Genomic DNA, 17,099 nt, shown 5'->3' with positions numbered 1-17,099 from the left:
AGTTCTCTGTTCATCGGGCTCCGGCACGGTCTGGTCCCTTGGTGAGCTCTCCGCGGCCTCACCGCACTGCCCTGCCGGGGTGGTACTCGAGAACGGAGGAGAGCTGTTCCCGCAGCAGGGTGTGGGTTCCTGAAGGCGGTGTCGGTGCTACCCACCCGTCGGTCAGTTGCAGCACCCGGGTGGCGAACACCTCGGCCTGGCGTTCCTCGCGATGCGTGTAGACGACACGCTTCAGATTCGGTCGCAGGCCGGCCATCTCGGCTGCCTGGAGCACGTTGTCGAAATTGCGGCCGACGGCCGGACTGCCGACGTGGTCGAAGACCATGTGGCCGATGCCGTGCAGGACGAGATGGTCCCGGTAGGGGCGGGGAAGAGTCGATCCAATCAGGATGTGGTCCGTCGTCGCGCCGCGACACCACATGGCGCGAGTGTCTGCCCGGCGCGTCCGGACAGCCGTCACCACCAGCGGTCGGCCTCGGGCCCGTTGCAGTTGTGCGCAGAAGTCGCCCACCGTGAAGGGTGCTGGCACGGCAAGACTGTGCAGGATCTCGTCGCATCGGCGAATCTGCTGTTCGTTCCACGCGGTGGTCCGGTCGTCGTACGACCACCAGCTCTGTAGCCGTACGCAGCCGGCGGTGACCGGCGGTCGACGGCGTGATCGTTCGGGGATGTCGGTCATGAGCGACGCTGCCGCTCGGCGCTCTCCAGCCGGCCGCGGGCGGCGGCCTCCAGTCGCTGCACTTGCTCGATCATGGCGGCAACTGCCGCATGACCCTCAGGTGAGAGCCGGGCGTCTATCAGACGCATGGCGACCTGCTTGATGTGTGGATCGGTCAGAGCCTGGGCGAGCCGGTGCTCATGTTGATCCTCTGAGGTCTCTGCGAAGAAGGCGGGCGGCTGCCCGAAGAAGGTGGCGATGGCGTCGACGACCGAACGCCGTGGGTCGGGGGATCGGCCCTGCCGGAGGTTGCTCAGGTGGGTGTGGGAGATCTTGCAACCTCGCCGCGTCAATTCGTTCGCGACGTGGCGGACGCTGTAGGGCTTGCCCGCGGGGTCCGTGACGTGGAGAAATAGCCAGTCGAGCCGTTCGGCGAACGTCTCGCCAGCTGAATCGTCGGCCGCGACCATCGGGACTCCCTGCAATATGGAATACAAGATTTACACGATGGCTCTCGCTGGAATCAAGCGTTGACATGGCTGTGCGGTGTATGCGTAACATTACGAGCCTCTGGCAGCGGGCGTGGCCACGGGGGACGAAGTGTCATCGCCCGCTGCCAGAGTTCTATCTGCCTGCGCGTGGCCTGAGCGGGGCGGTCATCACTGGGACGTGGGAGAGTGGTGCCGCGAGGTGACGCTGGCGGCGGCCCCGGAGCAATCTCTCCACCTCGCTGGGCTATCCCGCTCTGCTCGGAGTCGGGACGTGTCGGGTCCGGTCCCCGGTCCAGGCTGCTTCGAGGATCGCGGTCAGGCTTGCGGTGTCGGTCGGGCCCGGATGGTTCTGGATCAGGCGGGTGACGCCACTGGCCATCTCCGCGAAACGCGGGAGGTCGGCGCGTGCCACGCCGATGTCCGCCAAGGTGGGCGGGATGCCGATGTCGGCAAGGAGCCCGTCGAGCCAGGTGAGGAACGTGTCTGCGGCCTCGGCATCCGAGGCGTCGGTCACGTCGAGCCCGCACACTCCGGCGAGGATGGCCAACCGGTCGCCGATGGCATCCCTGGCCGCGTCCAGCGCGTAGGGCAGTAGCAGCCCGACGCCCAGGCCGTGCGGCGTGTGCGTGGCTGCGCCGATGGGGTACTGGAGAGCGTGCGGCGCCGCGTTGCCCGCGTGGGAAAAGGCGAGCCCGGCGAGCATGGACCCATAGGACATGTCCGCGCGCGCGTCGGTGTCGCCTCCGTCCCTGACCGCACGACGCAAGCTACGGGCGATCCGCTCCGCGGCCAGGAGCGCGTAGTGGTCGGTGATCGCGTTGCGGCCGAGGAACACCTGCTCCACCGGGTCACGCGGTCCGTGGGGCCGAGGTCGTGCGGTGTAGCTCTCCACGGCGTGACAGAACGCGTCGATGCCGGAGTGGGCGGTGACGGTCGCAGGGCAGGTGTAGGTGAGTTCGGGGTCGACGATGGCGAAGTCGGGCACGATGTGGACGCTGGAAACCCCCACCTTCAGCTCGCGGTCCGGGTCCGTCAACACCGAGACGGGTGTGAGCTCGGAGCCAGTGCCTGACGTCGTTGGGACCGCGACGAGAGGAATCGTCGGCCCCGGCACCTTCGACTCGCCGTAGTAGTCGCGTGGCGTCCCACCGTGGCGCCGGATGACGCCGACGATTTTGGCGAGGTCGATGACCGTGCCGCCGCCGATCGCGAGGATCACGTCGGCGTCCACCTCGGCGGCGACCGAGACGGCCAGGGCGACGTCGGTGAGTGGCACGTCGGAAGTCGCGTCGGAGAACACCGCGACGACCTCGACCTTCTCCCGTACGGCGGCCACGATCTCGGCCACGCCCGGCTGCCCCAGCAGAACCTGGTCAGTCACGATGAGGACTCGCGAGCCACTCTCGGCCACCACTCGTGGGATGTTCTGCGCGACCCCTTCGCCCACGATCAGCTGGCGTGGTCCGCGAACGGTCTCAAGCATGTCAGTGCCTCTCCGAAACGTCGGCGGCGATGTGCGGGGCGGACGTCCAGGTCACCTGTGAGACCGGGACGGCGTCGGCAAGGTTGGCCGCCCGGAACAGCAGGCCGGTCACGGTAGGTCGATCGCCGCGTAGGTGACGTCGAGGTATTCGAGGATGCCCTCGTGCGACCCTTCCTTGCCGATCCCGGACTGCTTCACGCCTCCGAACGGGGCTGACGGGTCCGAGATCAGACCACGGTTGATGCCGATCATCCCCGTATCCAGCCCCTCGGTGAACCGGAGCGCCCGCTGGAGGTCACGGGTGAAGATGTATCCGACCAGGCCGTACTCGGTGTCGTTGGCCTTCGCCATCACCTCGTCGTCGGAGGTGAACGAGATGATCGGCGCGACCGGGCCGAAGATCTCCGCCTGCAGCATCCGCGCGTCTTCGGGCACGTCGACGAGGACCGTCGGCGGGTAGAAGTGGCCCGGCCCATCCGGACGCTCGCCGCCCACCAGGACCCGGGCGCCGCGATCGACCGCGTCGGCGACGAGCTCGTCGATCTTGGTGACCGAGGCTTCGTCGATCAGCGCCCCGACGTGCACGCCGTCGTCGAGACCATGGCCCACCGAAAGTGCCCCCATCCGCTCGGCGAAGCGCGCCGTGAACTCCTCGCGCACCGGCTCCTCGACGTAGATCCGGTTGGCCGCGATGCAGGACTCCCCGATGTTGCGCATCTTGGCCACCATGGCGCCGTCGACCGCGACGTCCAGGTCAGCGTCGGCACACACGATCAAGGCCGCGTTGCCGCCCAACTCCATCGAGGTACGCAGCACGTTGTCCGCGGCCTGTCGCAGCAGCACCCGCCCGACCTCAGTCGACCCGGTGAACGACAGCTTGCGGGTCCGAGCGTCGGCCAGCAGAGCGGAGACCACCGCGCCGGAACGCTTGGTGGTCACCACGTTGACGACGCCCGGGGGAACGCCGACCTCCTCCATGATGCGCGCCAGCAACAGCATGGTGAGCGGCGTCTGGCCTGCCGGCTTGGTGATCGTCGTGCAGCCCGCGGCCAGCGCGGGGGCGATCTTGCGGGCGCCCATGGCCAACGGAAAGTTCCAGGGCGTCACGAAGACGCACGGTCCGACCGGCTTCGGCACGGTGAGGATGCGGTATCCGCCTGCGGGAGCGGCGCTGTAGCGCCCCTCGACGCGTACCGCCTCCTCGGCGAACCACCGGAAGAACTCGGCGCCGTAGGCCACCTCGCCCCGAGCCTCGGCCAGCGGCTTGCCCATCTCGAGCGTGATCAGCCGGGCGATCTCCTCGGACCGATCGGTCAGGGCCCGGTACGTCGCGGTCAACAACTCCGACCGTTTGCGCGGCGGGGTCGCCGCCCACTGCGCCGCAGCGGTGCTCGCCGCGTCCAGAGCGGCGAGCCCGTCAACGACGTCGGCGTCCGCCACCTCGGCGATGGTCTTGCCGGTGGCCGGGTCCTCGACGGCAAAGGTGGCTCCGCTTGCGGCGTCGCGCCAGGCGTCGCCGATCCGGAGCCGCCGATGCTCGGGGGGCAGGACGTTCATCGGGTCACTCATTGCGTCGCCTCCTGCGATCTTCTTTCAGCGTCGTCAGGCCGTGCTTACCGGTGACGGTCCGCCAAGGCTCGATTGCCACGTGCGGGCGTATGGTGCCGTCGCCGCCCGGCGCGGTTACCGCCCGGCCTCGGACAGCGACAGCCCGGTGCCCGCATCGAACAGGTGCACGCGGTCCAGGTCGACCGTGACAAGCAGCCGCTCGCCCGGCGTACCGGTGACGGTGGGTCGTGCCTTGACCTTGAGGATCTCCGTCCCCACTCGGACGTCGACCACCGTTCGGTCACCGAGCGGCTCAAGCCCGTAGAGCTCCCCGGACAACGACGCGTTTCCACGTTGCTCGACGGACAGGTCCTCCGCGCGCAGGCCCAGCAGCAGCGCACGACCGTCCTCAGCCGTGGTCCAGCGGGGCCGCGGCAGCGTCCAACCGTCGGCGCCGACCAGACGATCTCCCTCGGCGCGGCAGGCGAGCAGGCTGATCGGCGGGCTCCCGACGAATCCGGCGACCCACTTGTTGGCGGGACGCTCGTACACCTCGGTCGGCGTTCCGACCTGTTGCACTTTCCCCTCCTTGAGGACCGCGACCTGGTCGGCCATGGACAGGGCCTCGACCTGGTCGTTGGTCACGTAGACGAAGGTGGCTCCGAGGCTCCGGTGGATGCGGGTGAGCTCGGTGCGCATCTCGACGCGGAGCTTGAGGTCGAGGTTCGTCAGCGGCTCGTCCATGAGAAACGCGCGTGGGCGACGGACCAACGCCCGGGCCAGGGCGACCCGCTGCATCTCACCGCCGGACAACTGCGCGGGACGACGCTGCAGCAGACGTTCGATGTGCAGCAGGCTCGACATCTGCTCGACGGCAGTGGCGATCTCGCTCGACGAACACCGGCGTGCCCGCAGCGGCGACGCGATGTTCTCGTACACCGTGTGTCGGGGGTAGAGGGCGTAGCTCTGGAAGACCATGGCCAGGTCGCGTGCGGCCGGGGTGTCACCGGTCGCGTCCCTGCCGTCCAGATGCACCGACCCGGCGTCAAGCTTCTCAAGGCCGGCGATCGCTCGCAGGGTCGTCGTCTTGCCTGCCCCGGAGGGCCCGAGCACGACGAAGAACGAGCCGTCCGGCACGTCCAGCGTCACGCCGTCCAGGGCCTGGACTTTTCCGAAGGACTTGCACAGCCCGTGCGCTGCTACGGTTCCCATCAGGCCACCAGCTCTTCCGTGCTCACGTCGTAGACCGCCGGGGTCCCGCCGGTGTGCCGTAGCCCGACCGGTGCGTCAGCGGCGAAACGGACAGTCGGTGGCATCCGAACCCGTACGTCGCGCTGGCCGCTGTGGTCAACCACGTAGATGATTTCGTCGCCCAGCCACTCCGCCGAGACCACGCGGGCCGGGACCGACCGTTCCGCCCCCGGTTCGGTGACTTCCAGCGCCTCCGGCCGGACGCCTGCGACCAGGCGACGGTCGCGCGGCAGGCCGGGCGGCGGCGTGAGGGCCAGGCCGCCCTGACTGCGCAGCTTCCCGTCGGCGACCTCCACCTCAATCAGGTTCATCGGCGGGGAGCCGATGAATGCGGCGCAGAAGAGACTCGCCGGACGGTCGTAGACCTCCAGCGGCGTGCCGATCTGTTCGACGCGGCCCTTGTTGAGGATGGCGATTCGGTGACCGAGCGACATCGCCTCGACCTGGTCGTGGGTGACGTAGACCATCGTCGCCCCCAGTTCCCCCTGCAGGTGCTTGATCTCCGTGCGCATGTCCGCCCTCAGCTCCGCGTCCAGATTGGTGAGAGGTTCGTCCATGAGGAATGCGCGTGGTCGTCGCACCAGGGCGCGCGCAAGCGCGACGCGCTGCTGCTCCCCGCCGGACAGTTGCCGCGGTCGCCGGTCCAGGAGCGGCCCAAGCCGCATCAGCCGGGCGGCCTCGGCGACCCGCTCCTGCACCTCCGACTTGGGCAGTCCCTCGGCCCGCAGTGGGAACGCCAGGTTGTCGCGGGTCTTCAAGTGCGGGTAGAGAGCGTAGAACTGGAACACCATGGCGATGTCGCGCTCGGCGGGCGGCAGGTCGTTGACCAGCGTGTCGCCGATGCGGATGTCGCCCGTCGTCTGCCTCTCCAGGCCGGCTATGGCGCGCAGCGTGGTCGTCTTGCCGCAACCCGAGGGGCCGAGCATGACGAACAGCTCGCCGTCACCGATGGACAGGTCCACGTGCTCAACCGCGACCGTCCCGTCCGGGTAGCGCTTGTGCAGCGCGGTCACCTCGATGCCCGCCATCAGCGTCGCACCGCCCCGAGCGTCACACCGGCGATGAGGTGCTTGCGCACCAGGTAGGCGAAGACGAGCACCGGCAGGGCGAACACCACGGAGGCGGCGGCCACGAGACCCCAGTCCGTAGTGGTGCCGCCGATCAGGCCGGCGATGGCGGGTGGGGCCGTCCGGACGTCGTCGCTGGAGGTCAGGAAGGTGGCGAACACGAACTCGTTCCAGGAGAAGATAAGGGCGAAGACCGCCGTCGCGGCGATGCCGGGCACGAGCAGGGGAAGGGTAAATAGGCGGAACGCCTGCAAGCGGGTGTAGCCGTCGAGCATGGCGGCATCCTCGTACTCGGCGGGCACCTCGTCGACGAACCCCTTCATCATCCAGATCGTGAACGGGACGTTGAACGCGGCGTAGATGAGGATCAGGCCGAGCTTGGAGTCGATGAGTCCGACCTGGCGGTACATGAGGAAGATCGGGACCACGACCACCACGGGCGGCATGAAGCGGGTGGACAGGATGAAGAAGAGTTGGTCCTTCTTCGCCTTCACCGCGAAGCGCGAGTAGGCCCAGGCCGCCGGGACCCCCAGCACGGTGGCCAGCAGCGTGGAAACCCCGGCGACCACGACGGAGTTGAGGAACGCGACGGACAAGGCCGAGCGACCGCCGCCGGGGGCGACGAAAACGTCCTTGTAATGCTCCAGGGTGACCGTGAAGTCGAAGAACTTGGCCGGGATGGCGTAGACGTCCCGGTTTTCCTTGATGGACGTCTCGATCATCCACAGCACCGGAAAGAGCATCACGACCGCCAGCAGGGTCAGCAGCGCGATCTCCAGCACGGAGCGGCCCCGGCCGCCGAGGCGGCGCGCGGGGGGCGTGTGATCCCGGGCGGGACCTGTGGACACGGCCTCGTCGACGGAGACGGCCATCAGCCCTCCTTGAGCTTGTTCAGGTAGCGCAGGTAGAGCTGCGTGAGGACGATGACGACGAGGACCATGAGGATCCCGTACGCCGAGGCGGTGCCGGTGTTGAAGCCCAGGAACGCGACCTTGTAGATGTGGAACGACAACGTCTCGGTGGAGACGCCCGGGCCTCCGTTGGTGAGGATGTAGACGAGGTCGAACAGCCGAAATGCCTCGATGGCCCGGAACAGCACGGCAATGAGGAGCAGCGGCCACACCAGCGGAAGAGTGATGGTGCGGAACCGGAACCACTCGGACGCCCGGTCGATCGAGGCGGCCTCGTAGAGGTACTTGGGAACCGCGGTCAGGCCCGCGAGTGCGATGAGCATGATGAACGGCGTCCACTGCCAGGTGTCGACCACGATCAGGGAGATCAGCGCCGTTCGTTGCCGGGTGAGCCACTCCACCTGCCCCACGCCGAGCGAGCCGAGCATGCTGTTGACCACGCCGAACTGCGCGTCGAGCATGAACCGCCAGAACAGCCCGACCACGACCGGCGACAGCATCATCGGCACCAGGAACAGAGTGGTAAGCACTCCTCGCCCGTGCGTGCGCCGGGAGATCAGGTAGGCGATGCCGAAACCGAGCACGGTCTGCAGGCCGACCGCGCCGACCACGTAGATCAACGTCGTCAAGGCCCTCGTGTGGACCTGCGCAGACGTCAGGATGGCGGTGTAGTTGCCGAACCCGATGAAATTGGCGGGCCCCCCGCGGGTGGCCGAGTAGTCGGTGAAGGACAGGTACAACGCCCACAGCAACGGGAACACCGACATGGCGAGCAACAGCAGCAGCGCGGGGGAGATGAAGGCCACGGCGAGCCCACGGTCGCTCAGCCGGCGGGACCGGCCCGGCACAGGTGGCGTCGCGGACGCCACCTGCCCGGGCTGGTCGGTCGTCAGAGGGACGGAGTCACTCACAGCCCGCCGCCACCCTTGCGGTTGCCGGAGTCGAGTACGCCCTGCTGCTCCTTGGCGATGTCGTCGAGCGCATCCTTCGGCTTCTTCGCGCCGTTGAGGGCCGCGTTCACGTTGGTGTTCTCAATGTTGACCAGGCGCGCGTACTCGGGCACGTTCCACATGTCCCGCATTCGCGGAACCGAGTCGGCGTACACCTTGTTGAACGGCCCGGCGTTGAGGAACTCGGGCGACTGGATTGCGTCCGTACGTGATGGCACGCCACCGGCCGCGGCCCACTTCTTCTGGATGTCAGCCCGCTCGAACCACTCCATGAAGTTCAGGGCCTCGGCCTGGTTTGCCTTGGAGGAGTAGGCCGACACGTGCATTCCCATACCGCCGAGCGGGACCAGGTTCGTCTTCTGACTCGGCAGGGTGGCAAAACCCAGCTTGTCGAGAATCTGCTCCCGCGTGGTGCCGAGCGTCGACTGCTTCGGATCAAGCAGGCCGCCGCTCGCGGCGATCCAGTTGAACGCGATGCATGCCTTGCCCTGGGCGACCGCCGCGTTCACCTCGTCGATGAACCAGTTGCCGGAGCCCTTGGCGGTCAGCGGCTTCATCTTGTTGACCAGGACGTCCATCGCCTCCTGGCCCGCAGCGTCGTTGAGGACGCCCTCGATCTTGCGCGTCTTGGAGTCCCAGAGGTTGCCGCCGTAGACGCCGTTGACCGTGTTGTAGGTGACCGCCGCGGCGTCGGAGCCGTTTGCCTGGTGGAAAGCCAGCCCGCTGACGCCAGGGTTGTCCGCCTGGCACTTCTCGGCCGCTGAGATCATCTGGTCCCAGGTCTGCGGGGGCTTGTCGCCGATCAGGTCCTTGCGGTAGATCATCGTCCAGGTGTCGCCGAGCAGCGGCAGTCCGTACAGGCTGGCGTTTTCGTCGCGCTTGCCGGTCTCCGCCTGGGGGTACTGGCCGTAGGCCGCCAGGAGGTACGGGTTGTAGGCCGTGACGTCGATGTTCTTCTTGACGAAGTCGGTGATGTCGAGGATGTTGCCGTTCGTCACCGCCTCGCCGATGTGTTGCGAGTCCAGGATCGCGATGTCGAAGTCGGTCTTGTGCGCGGCGAACTGGGTGAACATCGCGTCGTGCCAGTTCGCGTTCGGCACGGTGTTGACCTTGATGGTCGCGTTCGGTCGCTCCTTCTTGTACTCCGCGTTCGCGAAGGCTTCCAGTGCTTTGGCGGGCGGCCACTCGAACCAGATGAAGCTGAGGGTCAGCGGGTCCTTGCTGAGCTCCGGGATGGTCGCCGGCGCCTTGGGGGCGCTCGCCTTCTCGCCGTCGTCCTGGCCATCGCCGCAAGCCGTCACGCTCGTGGCCACCAGCAGCATGGCCGCCGTCGCCAGCCGCACCTTTCGACCGGGACCGGATGTTCGTCCTGTTCGCTTCGGAAACCGCATCTTCGTGCCTGCTTTCTGGGTCGGGACTTCTAAGGCCTCGCTAGGTGCTTCGCCGATCAGTTGCTGAGTTGTCCAGGCGTGCTGCCGGGCTGCCGCGGGGCCGACCCGCGGCCCCGGCGGGGGAGCTCCAGAGGATCGAAGTGGAGCGATGGCGGGCGGTTCCGCCATGGTGCAGGATGGCGGACAACCGACGCTTTTCCTATACGATCGAGTGGGGGCGTCAGCATCCCGCAGCGTTGTGACTGATGTCAACAGGTTCCCGAAGACGCAAGAAAGGACCTCACGTCACGATGGAGGACGAAACGATGAACGCGCGGGGTCGTAGGCCCGTGGCGGGCGGAACGCCGGCGGGAAGAGCTGGCGGCCGGCTTGCCGACGAGGTGTACGACACGCTGCTCGGCCAGCTCATGTCGCTACGGATCGAGCCGGGCTCCCGCGTCACGATCGACGTCCTGGCGCGTGAGCTGGGGGTCTCGCAGACGCCGATCCGAGACGCTCTGAACCGTATGGAGGCCGAGGGCCTGGTTGTGCGTGTGCCCCATGCCGGCTACCGCATTCCCCCTCAAATCACCCGCCATCGATTCGAGGACATGCTCGAGGTCCGCCTGCTTCTCGAGCCGGCAGCGGCGCGCAAATCCGCCGAACGCGCGTCCTCGGAGCAGGTGGCCGGCCTGCGACGAATGCTGGAGGAGATGGCGGAGCTGGAGGGGGGCAACGAGCCCATGGCCTATGGCGCCTTCGGGCTCCGCGACGCCGCCTTTCACGATCTCGTCGCCCTGAGCGCGGAGAACCAGGTCATCCGTGAAACGCTCGCTCGCCTGCACAGCCACGTGCACCTCTTCCGGCTGCACCACGACACCCAGGTCACTCACCTCGCCATGGCCGAGCATGAGCAAGTCGTGGCCGCGATCGCCGCGCGTGACCCTGACGCCGCGGCCTACGCGATGCGTCGGCACATCCTGCGGTCCGGCGAGCGTTTCCGACGATTGTTCGACGAGGTCACGGATGCGGACGCAATGGCGGTAGAGGCTTGACGGGTGGGCGGGGTCGAGGAATGCTAACGCAACCGGATCGGATCGGATCGGATCCACCTCACCGCCACCAGACGCGAGGAGAAGCAGGTGCCCAGAGCGCTGCTCCTGACCGGCGACGCCGCCGAGGAACTCGACACCATGTACCCCTACTACCGTGTGCAGGAAGGTGGCTGGGACGTTGACGTCTCGTCACGGACGATGCGTGACGTGCAACTGGTCATCCACGAGTTCGACCCCAACTCCGACGCCTACGTGGAGAAGAACGGCCGGAAGCTGCCGGTCGACGTGCCCTGGGCCGAGGTCGACGTCGAGCGCTATGACGCCCTCATCATTCCCGGGGGACGTGCCCCCGAGTGGATCCGGGTCGACGCCGATGTCAGGCGCATCACCGAGCACTTCTTCGCGCGCAACCTCCCCATCGCGCTGGTGTGCCACGGCGCGCAGGTACCAGCGGTGTACGGGCTCCTGAAGGGTCGAAAGACGGCGTGCTTTCCTCCCATCACCGGTGACATGGAGAACGCGGGCGCGACGGTCATCGACGCTCCCGACGTCGTGGACGGCAACCTCGTCTCCTGTCGGGGGTGGCCCGACATGCCGCAATTCGGCAGGGCGATGATGGAGCTCTTCGCGAAGTCCGTGAACTCCGCATCGGCATGAGCACACCTGGCCTGCCCCGGTGACGGCATTTCGGACCGTCACAGTCGACGGCTCCCCGGTCCACGTCCTAGAGAGCGGCACCGGGCCCGCAGTGCTGATGCTGCACGGCTCCGGACCCGGCACGACCGGGTCCGGCGCCTGGGCAACGACGGCGCAGGCGCTGGGCACGTCCTGGCACCTGGTGGCTCCTGACCAGGCGGGGTTCGGCGGGACACCTATCCCGGCGGGCACCAGGGGTGGGCTCCGGCTGTGGACGGAACAGGCCGCGGGCCTGATGGATGCTCTCGGTATCGATTACTACGCCGTGGTGGGTCACTCCATGGGCGGTGCCGTGGCGATGGCGTTGGCGGCCGCACGCCCCCAGCAGGTCACCCATGTCGTGGCGGTCTCGACGATGGGCGCCCCCGGGGCACCACTGTCCGCCGAGCTCGACGCGCTCTGGGCCGCCCCCGCCGGCCCGCTCGGGGCACGAGACATGCTGTGTCGCCTCGTCCTCGACCAAGCGCTCGTGACCGATTCGGCCGTCGATGCTCGTGCAGCGGCGATGCGAGCGGGGGCAGCCGCATACGCGTCGCTGTTCCCTCCACCTAGGAAGCGATGGGTCGACGATCTCACCCTCTCGGCGCAGACGCTGACAGCGGTGCGAGCGCCCGTACTGCTCGTACACGGCGCCGAGGATCGAGTCACTCCGCTCGAGACGGCAACCCAGCCCCTGCTCGAACACCTGGCCGATGTCCGTCTGCACGTGCTCGACCAATGCGGGCACGTGCCGGCGATCGAGCACCCGCACGAGTTCAGGCAACTGCTGTCGTGCTTCCTCCGCCGGGACCGAGATCACTAATTGCTGATGCCTGTGGTGCGAAAGCCGAGGAAAGCGCGGAAGCTGAACAGCCACATCCTCCGCTTGCGCGGAGGTTCCCGAGTTGAACGGAAATAGAAGGAAGCGCCCGCATGGCCTCGGCTGTCGCCGCTTACCCAGGGATCAACTCACTGAGTCGATCAAGTGTATACACCTCCGACCCGGCTGGCAGGTCCTCAGGTGCCTGAATGCCGATGAACGTGACCGGCTCGTCCGGTACCCGGCCGTTCCACGTCGTCACCTCGGCCCGTTCCCGCCAACGGTCGACAAGGTAGGACACGGTGAGGTAGCGCCGCTCCATCAGTGCTCGTACCCGGTCGGCCGTGGTGAAGGTGTTGTCCTCCACCCGGTTGAACGATGGCGTGCCCGGCAGGTACAGGTGAAGCCAGACGGCCTGCCAGCCGTCCTCGTTCCTGGCGAACACCATCGGCAACGCGATCCGGCCCTGGCCGCGCAGGTGCGAACGTGCCCGGACCGTCCGCGCGTCGAAGGGGGCACCCCGTTGCTCCCGTGTGCGGGCCTGATACCCGAACATCGACTCGGCAACCTCGTCGAACGACTCGCCCGAATAGATGAAGACTTGCGGAACCACATAGCGTCCGCCGGTTGTCAGGGGCACGTCGATGAACTCGGTCGCCCCGTCCGTCGCCTCGGTGACGTCGCCGGAGTGCACCACGCCATCGTGGCGGTAGTTCGTCCACGACACCTGGCCCGCAGTGTGGAACTCGTCATCCAGCAGCAGCACCGACAGGTCGTAGTCGGTACGACGACTTGCCTGACGCCAGTAGGTGAAGAACCGCAACAGCTCACCCGAGACCGGCGCCCGGGAGCCCCTCGGCAGGACCGCGAATCCGCCTTCGGCGGCCTTGCCGGACAGCGGCAACGCTACGTCGAGGACCTCAGGGTCCACCACCAGCGGCCGTTCCAGCTGCGGCAGCCGGGCGCTGATCTCGACGTCGAGCAGCGACGACAACTCCGCCACCAGCTCGGCCGGCAGCGGTGGCCGCTCGTCGGGACCTACCCACGCGCTGCGCGAGCGGCTCGCGTACATCCGAGCAGACATGGGCGTCAGCCGGTTATCCACATGCTCCCGCAGCGAGAGCAGCACCCGGCCCGACGCCGAGCCGAGCGCGCCGGCGACCGCTTCGACAACACCGCTTCGCTCCGGCTCCGACGCCAGCCGCAGCAGCCGGTCGGCAGATCGCAGGAGCAGGCCCGGGGCCGCCGACAGCACCGACGTGGCCGAACCGATGGCTCCGGCGCGGATCGCCGCCTCCGCGCGACCAGCGAGGGTGTGAACCCGCCGCTCGCCACGCGCGACCTCGAACACCGCCTGTGCGTGCGGCCACTGGTCGTACTCGTGCGGATGCAGCCGTTCCCCGAGCCGCTTCCACCGCTCCGCGTACCGCACGACGTCACCGAGCTTGCCTGGACTCGCGCCGACTACATCGTTGAGTGCAGCCAGAAGCACCCGCCGCTCCGGGCGCCGGAAGGCGCGGAACCGTGTGGGTGTCACGAGCGAGGCGTCCCCGCCCGAGACCTGGCAGGCAAGGCGCAGCACATCGGTCGTCGTGTCCACGTCGACCAGCGGCCGGCCGAGGACGAGCCGGATCCCGTTGAGCACGGCACGGTTCTCCCGTACCGGGATCTCGGCCGGCTGCGCGCCGTCCACGCAGGTGACCGCGAGCTCGCTGAGGATCGCGAGGTCCGCCTCGCCGTGCGGCGTTGAGCTACCGGCCAGAGCCAGATACAGCCGCGTTGCCTCCACGTCGGCGGAATCACCGAGGTGCAGCAAGGTCACCCGGTCACCGGCTGCGCTGATCAGCTCGTCGTGCGCGGCCAACAGCTCGGCATGGGTGTGCTGGTAGGTCCCATAGGCCGGCAGGTCCAGGAGGTTCACCGCACCGGAGGCGACGGCGTCCCGCAGCTGCTCGTCGGTTGCCGTGCCGCCGCCGGCGAAAACGGCCGCCCGTAGCCGATCCGCCCAGAACTCGGCAGTGTCCGGCACGCCGTCCGGGAAATCGATGAAGTAGGCGTTGTGCCTGACATGGTCGCCCACCAGTTCGCGCACCGCCGAGACGACCGTGGCAGCCAGGTCCATCGCCGGCGCGGGGGCCAGGGTGCCGATGTGCTCCAGTAGAGCCCGCGACGCCGAGAACCCGACATCGAGTAGCACCACGTCCAGTTGCCGGGCCACCGGCGTGCCATCGCCAGCCGCACCGGTGCTGGCCGGCACGCGCAGGGTCTTCTGGATGATCAGCTTCTCGAGCATGTGGTTCCCCGTTCCGGTCAACTCCGGCAGACGCCGGCCCGCAGCCGCGGCACAGTGGGTCGCCGGGGACTCGAACCCCGAACCCTTCGATCCAACTAGGAGAAGGAAGCGCACCCATCACCGCGCGAGCGGGGAGCGGACGCACTACTCAGTCGAATGCTCTATCCAGTTGAGCTAGCGACCCAGATGTCGATCATCGCACCGGCCGCGCCGACTCGGCTATCCGGTTTCGAAGGCACCATCGGACGCGGCGTGGACGGCCGCGCGTTCGCGGCCGTCCACGGTGGTGTCACGGATGCGGGGGATCGCCCCGAGGGTCAGCGGATCGTCACCCCGCTGCCGGCGGCTGGCGTGACCCGCTCGAACCGCACCTTGCTCAGCCAGCCCGGGAGGTCACTGAGCACGTACAGCTCGCCGTTCACATCGGCGCCGAACGCCGTCGGCTGGGTGGGGAAGGTGCCGATCTCAGCGGACTCGTAGCCACCCTTGGAGTTGGGACGCACGGCGAACGCGCGGGTCGAGCAGTAGTCGCTCGCGATGTAGGTTCCTCGCGCCTCCGGGGTGACGGACCCTCGGTATACCAGGCCGCCGATGATGGAGCAGTTCTCCGTCATGTAGTGGTCGTACTCGACGACCGGGTCGGTGAGCCGCACGCCCGGCCGGCATTGCGTCTCGTCGAAGACCGGCGTGCCCTCTCGGCAGGACCAGCCGAGGTTCGCGCCACGCTGCGACGGGCGGATGTGGTTGATTTCCTCGATCAGACCTTGGCCGACGTCACCGATCCACAGCGAGTTGTCCGCCGGGTCGATGGAGAACTTCCACGGGTTGCGCAGCCCGTAGACCCAGATTTCCGGCCGCGCGCCAGGCGTGCGGACGAACGGGTTGTCGAAGGGCACGCAGTAGGGCTTTCCCCCGCAGGCGCGGTTGACGTCGATCCGCAGAATCTTGCCGAGCAGGGTGCCGAGGTTCTGGCCGCTCTTGAAGGGGTCGTTCGCGCTGCCGCCGTCGCCGAGAGACCAGTAGAGGTAGCCGTCGCGGCCGAAGGCCACCTGTCCGCCGTTGTGGTTGCCGTACTCGGCATGCTCCTGAGTGAGCAGCACCTGCACCCGATCAGGAGCGTTGATGGGCACTCGCGCCAGGGTCAGCGCGCCGGCGGGCAGGCTCGTGTAGGCCACGTAGAGGATCCCGGTCCGCGCGAAGTTCGGCGCGGGCGTGATGCCGAGAAGGCCGCGCTCGTTGTTCGAGGTGTCGATCCGGGCGGTCAGGTCGAGCACCGGCTCTGCCGCCAAGCCGGTATCGGGGTGGTACGCGCGGACGGTGCCGTTCTTCTCCGCGATCAGCATCCGACCGTCCGGCAGTCCGGTGAGCGCGATCGGACGCTGCAGACCGAACGCCACCCGTTCGGATACCACGGTCAGCTCAGCGAGTGGCGCCGCACGGGTGTGGGATGTGCCCGCTGAGGCGGTGCTGGCCACCGGCGTCGGTGGCATCAGAAGCGCGGACAGGGTCAGGATGAGTAGCCCTGCCAGCATGGTGGCAGGGCGATAACGCCGTCGCTGCATGTTCAGCTCCTCGATCAGGTGGGCGGAGGGCTGGCCCTCCGCGGGCAAGGCTTCTTCGCTGGCCAAGGCGGTCGATGTTGACTTCGCTTCGGCGTGGGCCGGGCATCCTCACGTGCGAGGGGCAGCCCGGCCCAGGGTGCCTACGCACCCTGGGCCGGAGTGGTGCCGTGCTGGTCGGACCTGCGGATCAGGTGATGGTGATGTCGCTGCACCACATGTAGGTCTGGTCCAGGTGCGACGCCTTCCAGAGCACGAACAGGACCTGGTTCCCGCTGCGTGCGGGGAGCGAGACGTTGAACGAGATGTTCTGGGCTGGCGCGTACCGCCCGGTCGTCGCGATCAGGTCGAGGTTGCCCCACCCGAGCCGCTGGGTGGCCGGGTTGAACCCCTGCTTGGTGACGTAGACCTGGAAGTAGTCAGCACCGTGGCTGGCCTGGTCGTACATCTGGACCGTGAGGTTGCGGCTGACGGTGGTCGCCTTCCACGCTCCGGGCTGGTTCAGCGCGTCGTTCCTGGAGAGGGCGTTGCTGCACAGTTGCCCATCCGGGGTGCGGGCTTGGTACTGACCGCCGAGGCCGTCGCGCAGTTGGCTCATCCAGTTCCACATGGTGTCGGGGTTGGCCTGGAACGCCCGCCAGCACATCGGGTCCTGCTGCTGCATGGCCGGGTTCATGTGTTGGTTTCCCCAGGTCTTCCAACACTGGTACGCGCGAGTCGCTGGATTGATGACGGTGCCGTGTGCCTGAGCTGCGCCGGTCCAGGGCAGGGTGCCGACCACCATGGCGAACATCAGGACGAGCGCCTGGAGGGACCGGCGGACGGTTGACCGGGGTCGTCCGCCGGATTGATCGGGCTTGTGTGAACGCACTGTTCATCCTCCGTTCCTCGGTACGAGAAATCAGCTTGGGAACGCTCCCAAGGCCACTGTTGCATCTATCAACTCAAATATCAATGTTGATCTATCT

Annotated in this window: 15 protein-coding genes and 1 tRNA gene; 3 read left to right on the top strand and 13 right to left on the bottom strand. The window is 67.7% G+C overall.

Features of this window, described 5'->3' with window-relative positions; all coding sequences use genetic code 11:
• Positions 1-58: 58 nt before the first annotated feature.
• From IF46_RS0109335 to IF46_RS0109290, 9 genes are all read right to left on the bottom strand, one after another.
• Entirely contained in the window at positions 59-679 is a 621-nt protein-coding gene (locus IF46_RS0109335; protein ID WP_030487899.1) for a hypothetical protein, read from the bottom strand.
• Positions 676-1,128, bottom strand: a complete 453-nt coding sequence (locus tag IF46_RS0109330) for a hypothetical protein (RefSeq protein ID WP_030487898.1) — start codon at positions 1,126-1,128, stop codon at positions 676-678. Before IF46_RS0109330 ends, IF46_RS0109335 begins: the two co-directional genes overlap by 4 nt.
• Before the next feature lie 265 nt (positions 1,129-1,393).
• On the bottom strand, positions 1,394-2,632 hold the full coding sequence (locus IF46_RS0109325; RefSeq protein ID WP_030487897.1) for an iron-containing alcohol dehydrogenase: 1,239 nt from the start codon (positions 2,630-2,632) through the stop codon (positions 1,394-1,396).
• A gap of 108 nt (positions 2,633-2,740) precedes the next feature.
• Complete coding sequence (locus IF46_RS0109315; RefSeq protein WP_030487896.1) at positions 2,741-4,201, bottom strand: NAD-dependent succinate-semialdehyde dehydrogenase; 1,461 nt, start codon at positions 4,199-4,201, stop codon at positions 2,741-2,743.
• A 114-nt stretch (positions 4,202-4,315) separates the two neighbouring features.
• Positions 4,316-5,392 carry an ABC transporter ATP-binding protein gene (locus IF46_RS0109310; RefSeq protein WP_030487895.1) on the bottom strand — a complete coding sequence of 359 codons (1,077 nt, stop codon included), beginning with the start codon at positions 5,390-5,392 and terminating at the stop codon, positions 4,316-4,318.
• A complete protein-coding gene (locus IF46_RS0109305) occupies positions 5,392-6,444 on the bottom strand; it encodes an ABC transporter ATP-binding protein (RefSeq protein ID WP_232233984.1) in 1,053 nt (350 codons plus the stop codon). The genes IF46_RS0109310 and IF46_RS0109305 overlap by 1 nt, the downstream gene beginning before the upstream one ends.
• A gap of 14 nt (positions 6,445-6,458) precedes the next feature.
• Positions 6,459-7,370 (bottom strand): carbohydrate ABC transporter permease, encoded by a 912-nt coding sequence (locus tag IF46_RS0109300; RefSeq protein ID WP_030487893.1) that lies wholly within the window; start codon positions 7,368-7,370, stop codon positions 6,459-6,461.
• The gene (locus IF46_RS0109295) at positions 7,370-8,320 is read right to left on the bottom strand and encodes a carbohydrate ABC transporter permease (RefSeq protein ID WP_051723786.1); all 951 of its coding nucleotides are present in this window, start codon (positions 8,318-8,320) and stop codon (positions 7,370-7,372) included. The genes IF46_RS0109300 and IF46_RS0109295 overlap by 1 nt, the downstream gene beginning before the upstream one ends.
• Complete coding sequence (locus IF46_RS0109290) at positions 8,317-9,918, bottom strand: sugar ABC transporter substrate-binding protein (RefSeq protein WP_232233983.1); 1,602 nt, start codon at positions 9,916-9,918, stop codon at positions 8,317-8,319. Before IF46_RS0109290 ends, IF46_RS0109295 begins: the two co-directional genes overlap by 4 nt.
• Before the next feature lie 122 nt (positions 9,919-10,040).
• On the opposite strand from IF46_RS0109290, the gene IF46_RS0109285 reads away from it, so the two are divergent.
• From IF46_RS0109285 to IF46_RS0109275, 3 genes are all read left to right on the top strand, one after another.
• Positions 10,041-10,784 (top strand): GntR family transcriptional regulator, encoded by a 744-nt coding sequence (locus tag IF46_RS0109285; RefSeq protein WP_030487890.1) that lies wholly within the window; start codon positions 10,041-10,043, stop codon positions 10,782-10,784.
• Between the two features lie 87 nt (positions 10,785-10,871).
• Complete coding sequence (locus tag IF46_RS0109280; RefSeq protein ID WP_030487889.1) at positions 10,872-11,441, top strand: DJ-1/PfpI family protein; 570 nt, start codon at positions 10,872-10,874, stop codon at positions 11,439-11,441.
• A 97-nt stretch (positions 11,442-11,538) separates the two neighbouring features.
• Positions 11,539-12,282: an alpha/beta fold hydrolase gene (locus tag IF46_RS0109275; protein WP_232233996.1), complete on the top strand. Its 744-nt coding sequence runs from the start codon at positions 11,539-11,541 to the stop codon at positions 12,280-12,282.
• 130 nt (positions 12,283-12,412) lie between these two features.
• Here IF46_RS0109275 and IF46_RS0109270 read toward each other — a convergent pair whose 3' ends face one another.
• From IF46_RS0109270 to IF46_RS0109260, 4 genes are all read right to left on the bottom strand, one after another.
• The gene (locus tag IF46_RS0109270) at positions 12,413-14,572 is read right to left on the bottom strand and encodes a TerD family protein (RefSeq protein WP_030487887.1); all 2,160 of its coding nucleotides are present in this window, start codon (positions 14,570-14,572) and stop codon (positions 12,413-12,415) included.
• 55 nt (positions 14,573-14,627) lie between these two features.
• A tRNA-OTHER gene (locus IF46_RS34305) sits at positions 14,628-14,756 on the bottom strand.
• A 133-nt stretch (positions 14,757-14,889) separates the two neighbouring features.
• Positions 14,890-16,200, bottom strand: a complete 1,311-nt coding sequence (locus IF46_RS0109265) for a PQQ-dependent sugar dehydrogenase (RefSeq protein ID WP_232233982.1) — start codon at positions 16,198-16,200, stop codon at positions 14,890-14,892.
• A gap of 121 nt (positions 16,201-16,321) precedes the next feature.
• Positions 16,322-17,002, bottom strand: coding sequence for a lytic polysaccharide monooxygenase auxiliary activity family 9 protein (locus IF46_RS0109260; RefSeq protein WP_030487885.1), 681 nt, complete (start codon positions 17,000-17,002; stop codon positions 16,322-16,324).
• Between the last annotated feature and the right edge of the window lie 97 nt (positions 17,003-17,099).

This window comes from Micromonospora chokoriensis (genome assembly GCF_000718555.1).
In the GTDB taxonomy this organism is placed as follows: domain Bacteria; phylum Actinomycetota; class Actinomycetes; order Mycobacteriales; family Micromonosporaceae; genus Micromonospora; species Micromonospora chokoriensis_B.
Note: the sequence above shows the minus strand (reverse complement) of the source record. Positions and strands in the feature narration are given on the sequence as shown.

What these genes read in the sequence shown, in the direction of transcription:
- IF46_RS0109315 (WP_030487896.1), bottom strand. Translation starts at nt 4,201, where the DNA reads ATGAGTGACCCGATGAACGTCCTGCCCCCCGAGCATCGGCGGCTCCGG.
- IF46_RS0109310 (WP_030487895.1), bottom strand. Translation starts at nt 5,392, where the DNA reads ATGGGAACCGTAGCAGCGCACGGGCTGTGCAAGTCCTTCGGAAAAGTC.
- IF46_RS0109270 (WP_030487887.1), bottom strand. Translation starts at nt 14,572, where the DNA reads ATGCTCGAGAAGCTGATCATCCAGAAGACCCTGCGCGTGCCGGCCAGC.
- IF46_RS0109285 (WP_030487890.1), top strand. Translation starts at nt 10,041, where the DNA reads ATGGAGGACGAAACGATGAACGCGCGGGGTCGTAGGCCCGTGGCGGGC.
- IF46_RS0109300 (WP_030487893.1), bottom strand. Translation starts at nt 7,370, where the DNA reads ATGGCCGTCTCCGTCGACGAGGCCGTGTCCACAGGTCCCGCCCGGGAT.
- IF46_RS0109275 (WP_232233996.1), top strand. Translation starts at nt 11,539, where the DNA reads ATGCTGCACGGCTCCGGACCCGGCACGACCGGGTCCGGCGCCTGGGCA.
- IF46_RS0109330 (WP_030487898.1), bottom strand. Translation starts at nt 1,128, where the DNA reads ATGGTCGCGGCCGACGATTCAGCTGGCGAGACGTTCGCCGAACGGCTC.
- IF46_RS0109325 (WP_030487897.1), bottom strand. Translation starts at nt 2,632, where the DNA reads ATGCTTGAGACCGTTCGCGGACCACGCCAGCTGATCGTGGGCGAAGGG.
- IF46_RS0109335 (WP_030487899.1), bottom strand. Translation starts at nt 679, where the DNA reads ATGACCGACATCCCCGAACGATCACGCCGTCGACCGCCGGTCACCGCC.
- IF46_RS0109290 (WP_232233983.1), bottom strand. Translation starts at nt 9,918, where the DNA reads ATGGCGGAACCGCCCGCCATCGCTCCACTTCGATCCTCTGGAGCTCCC.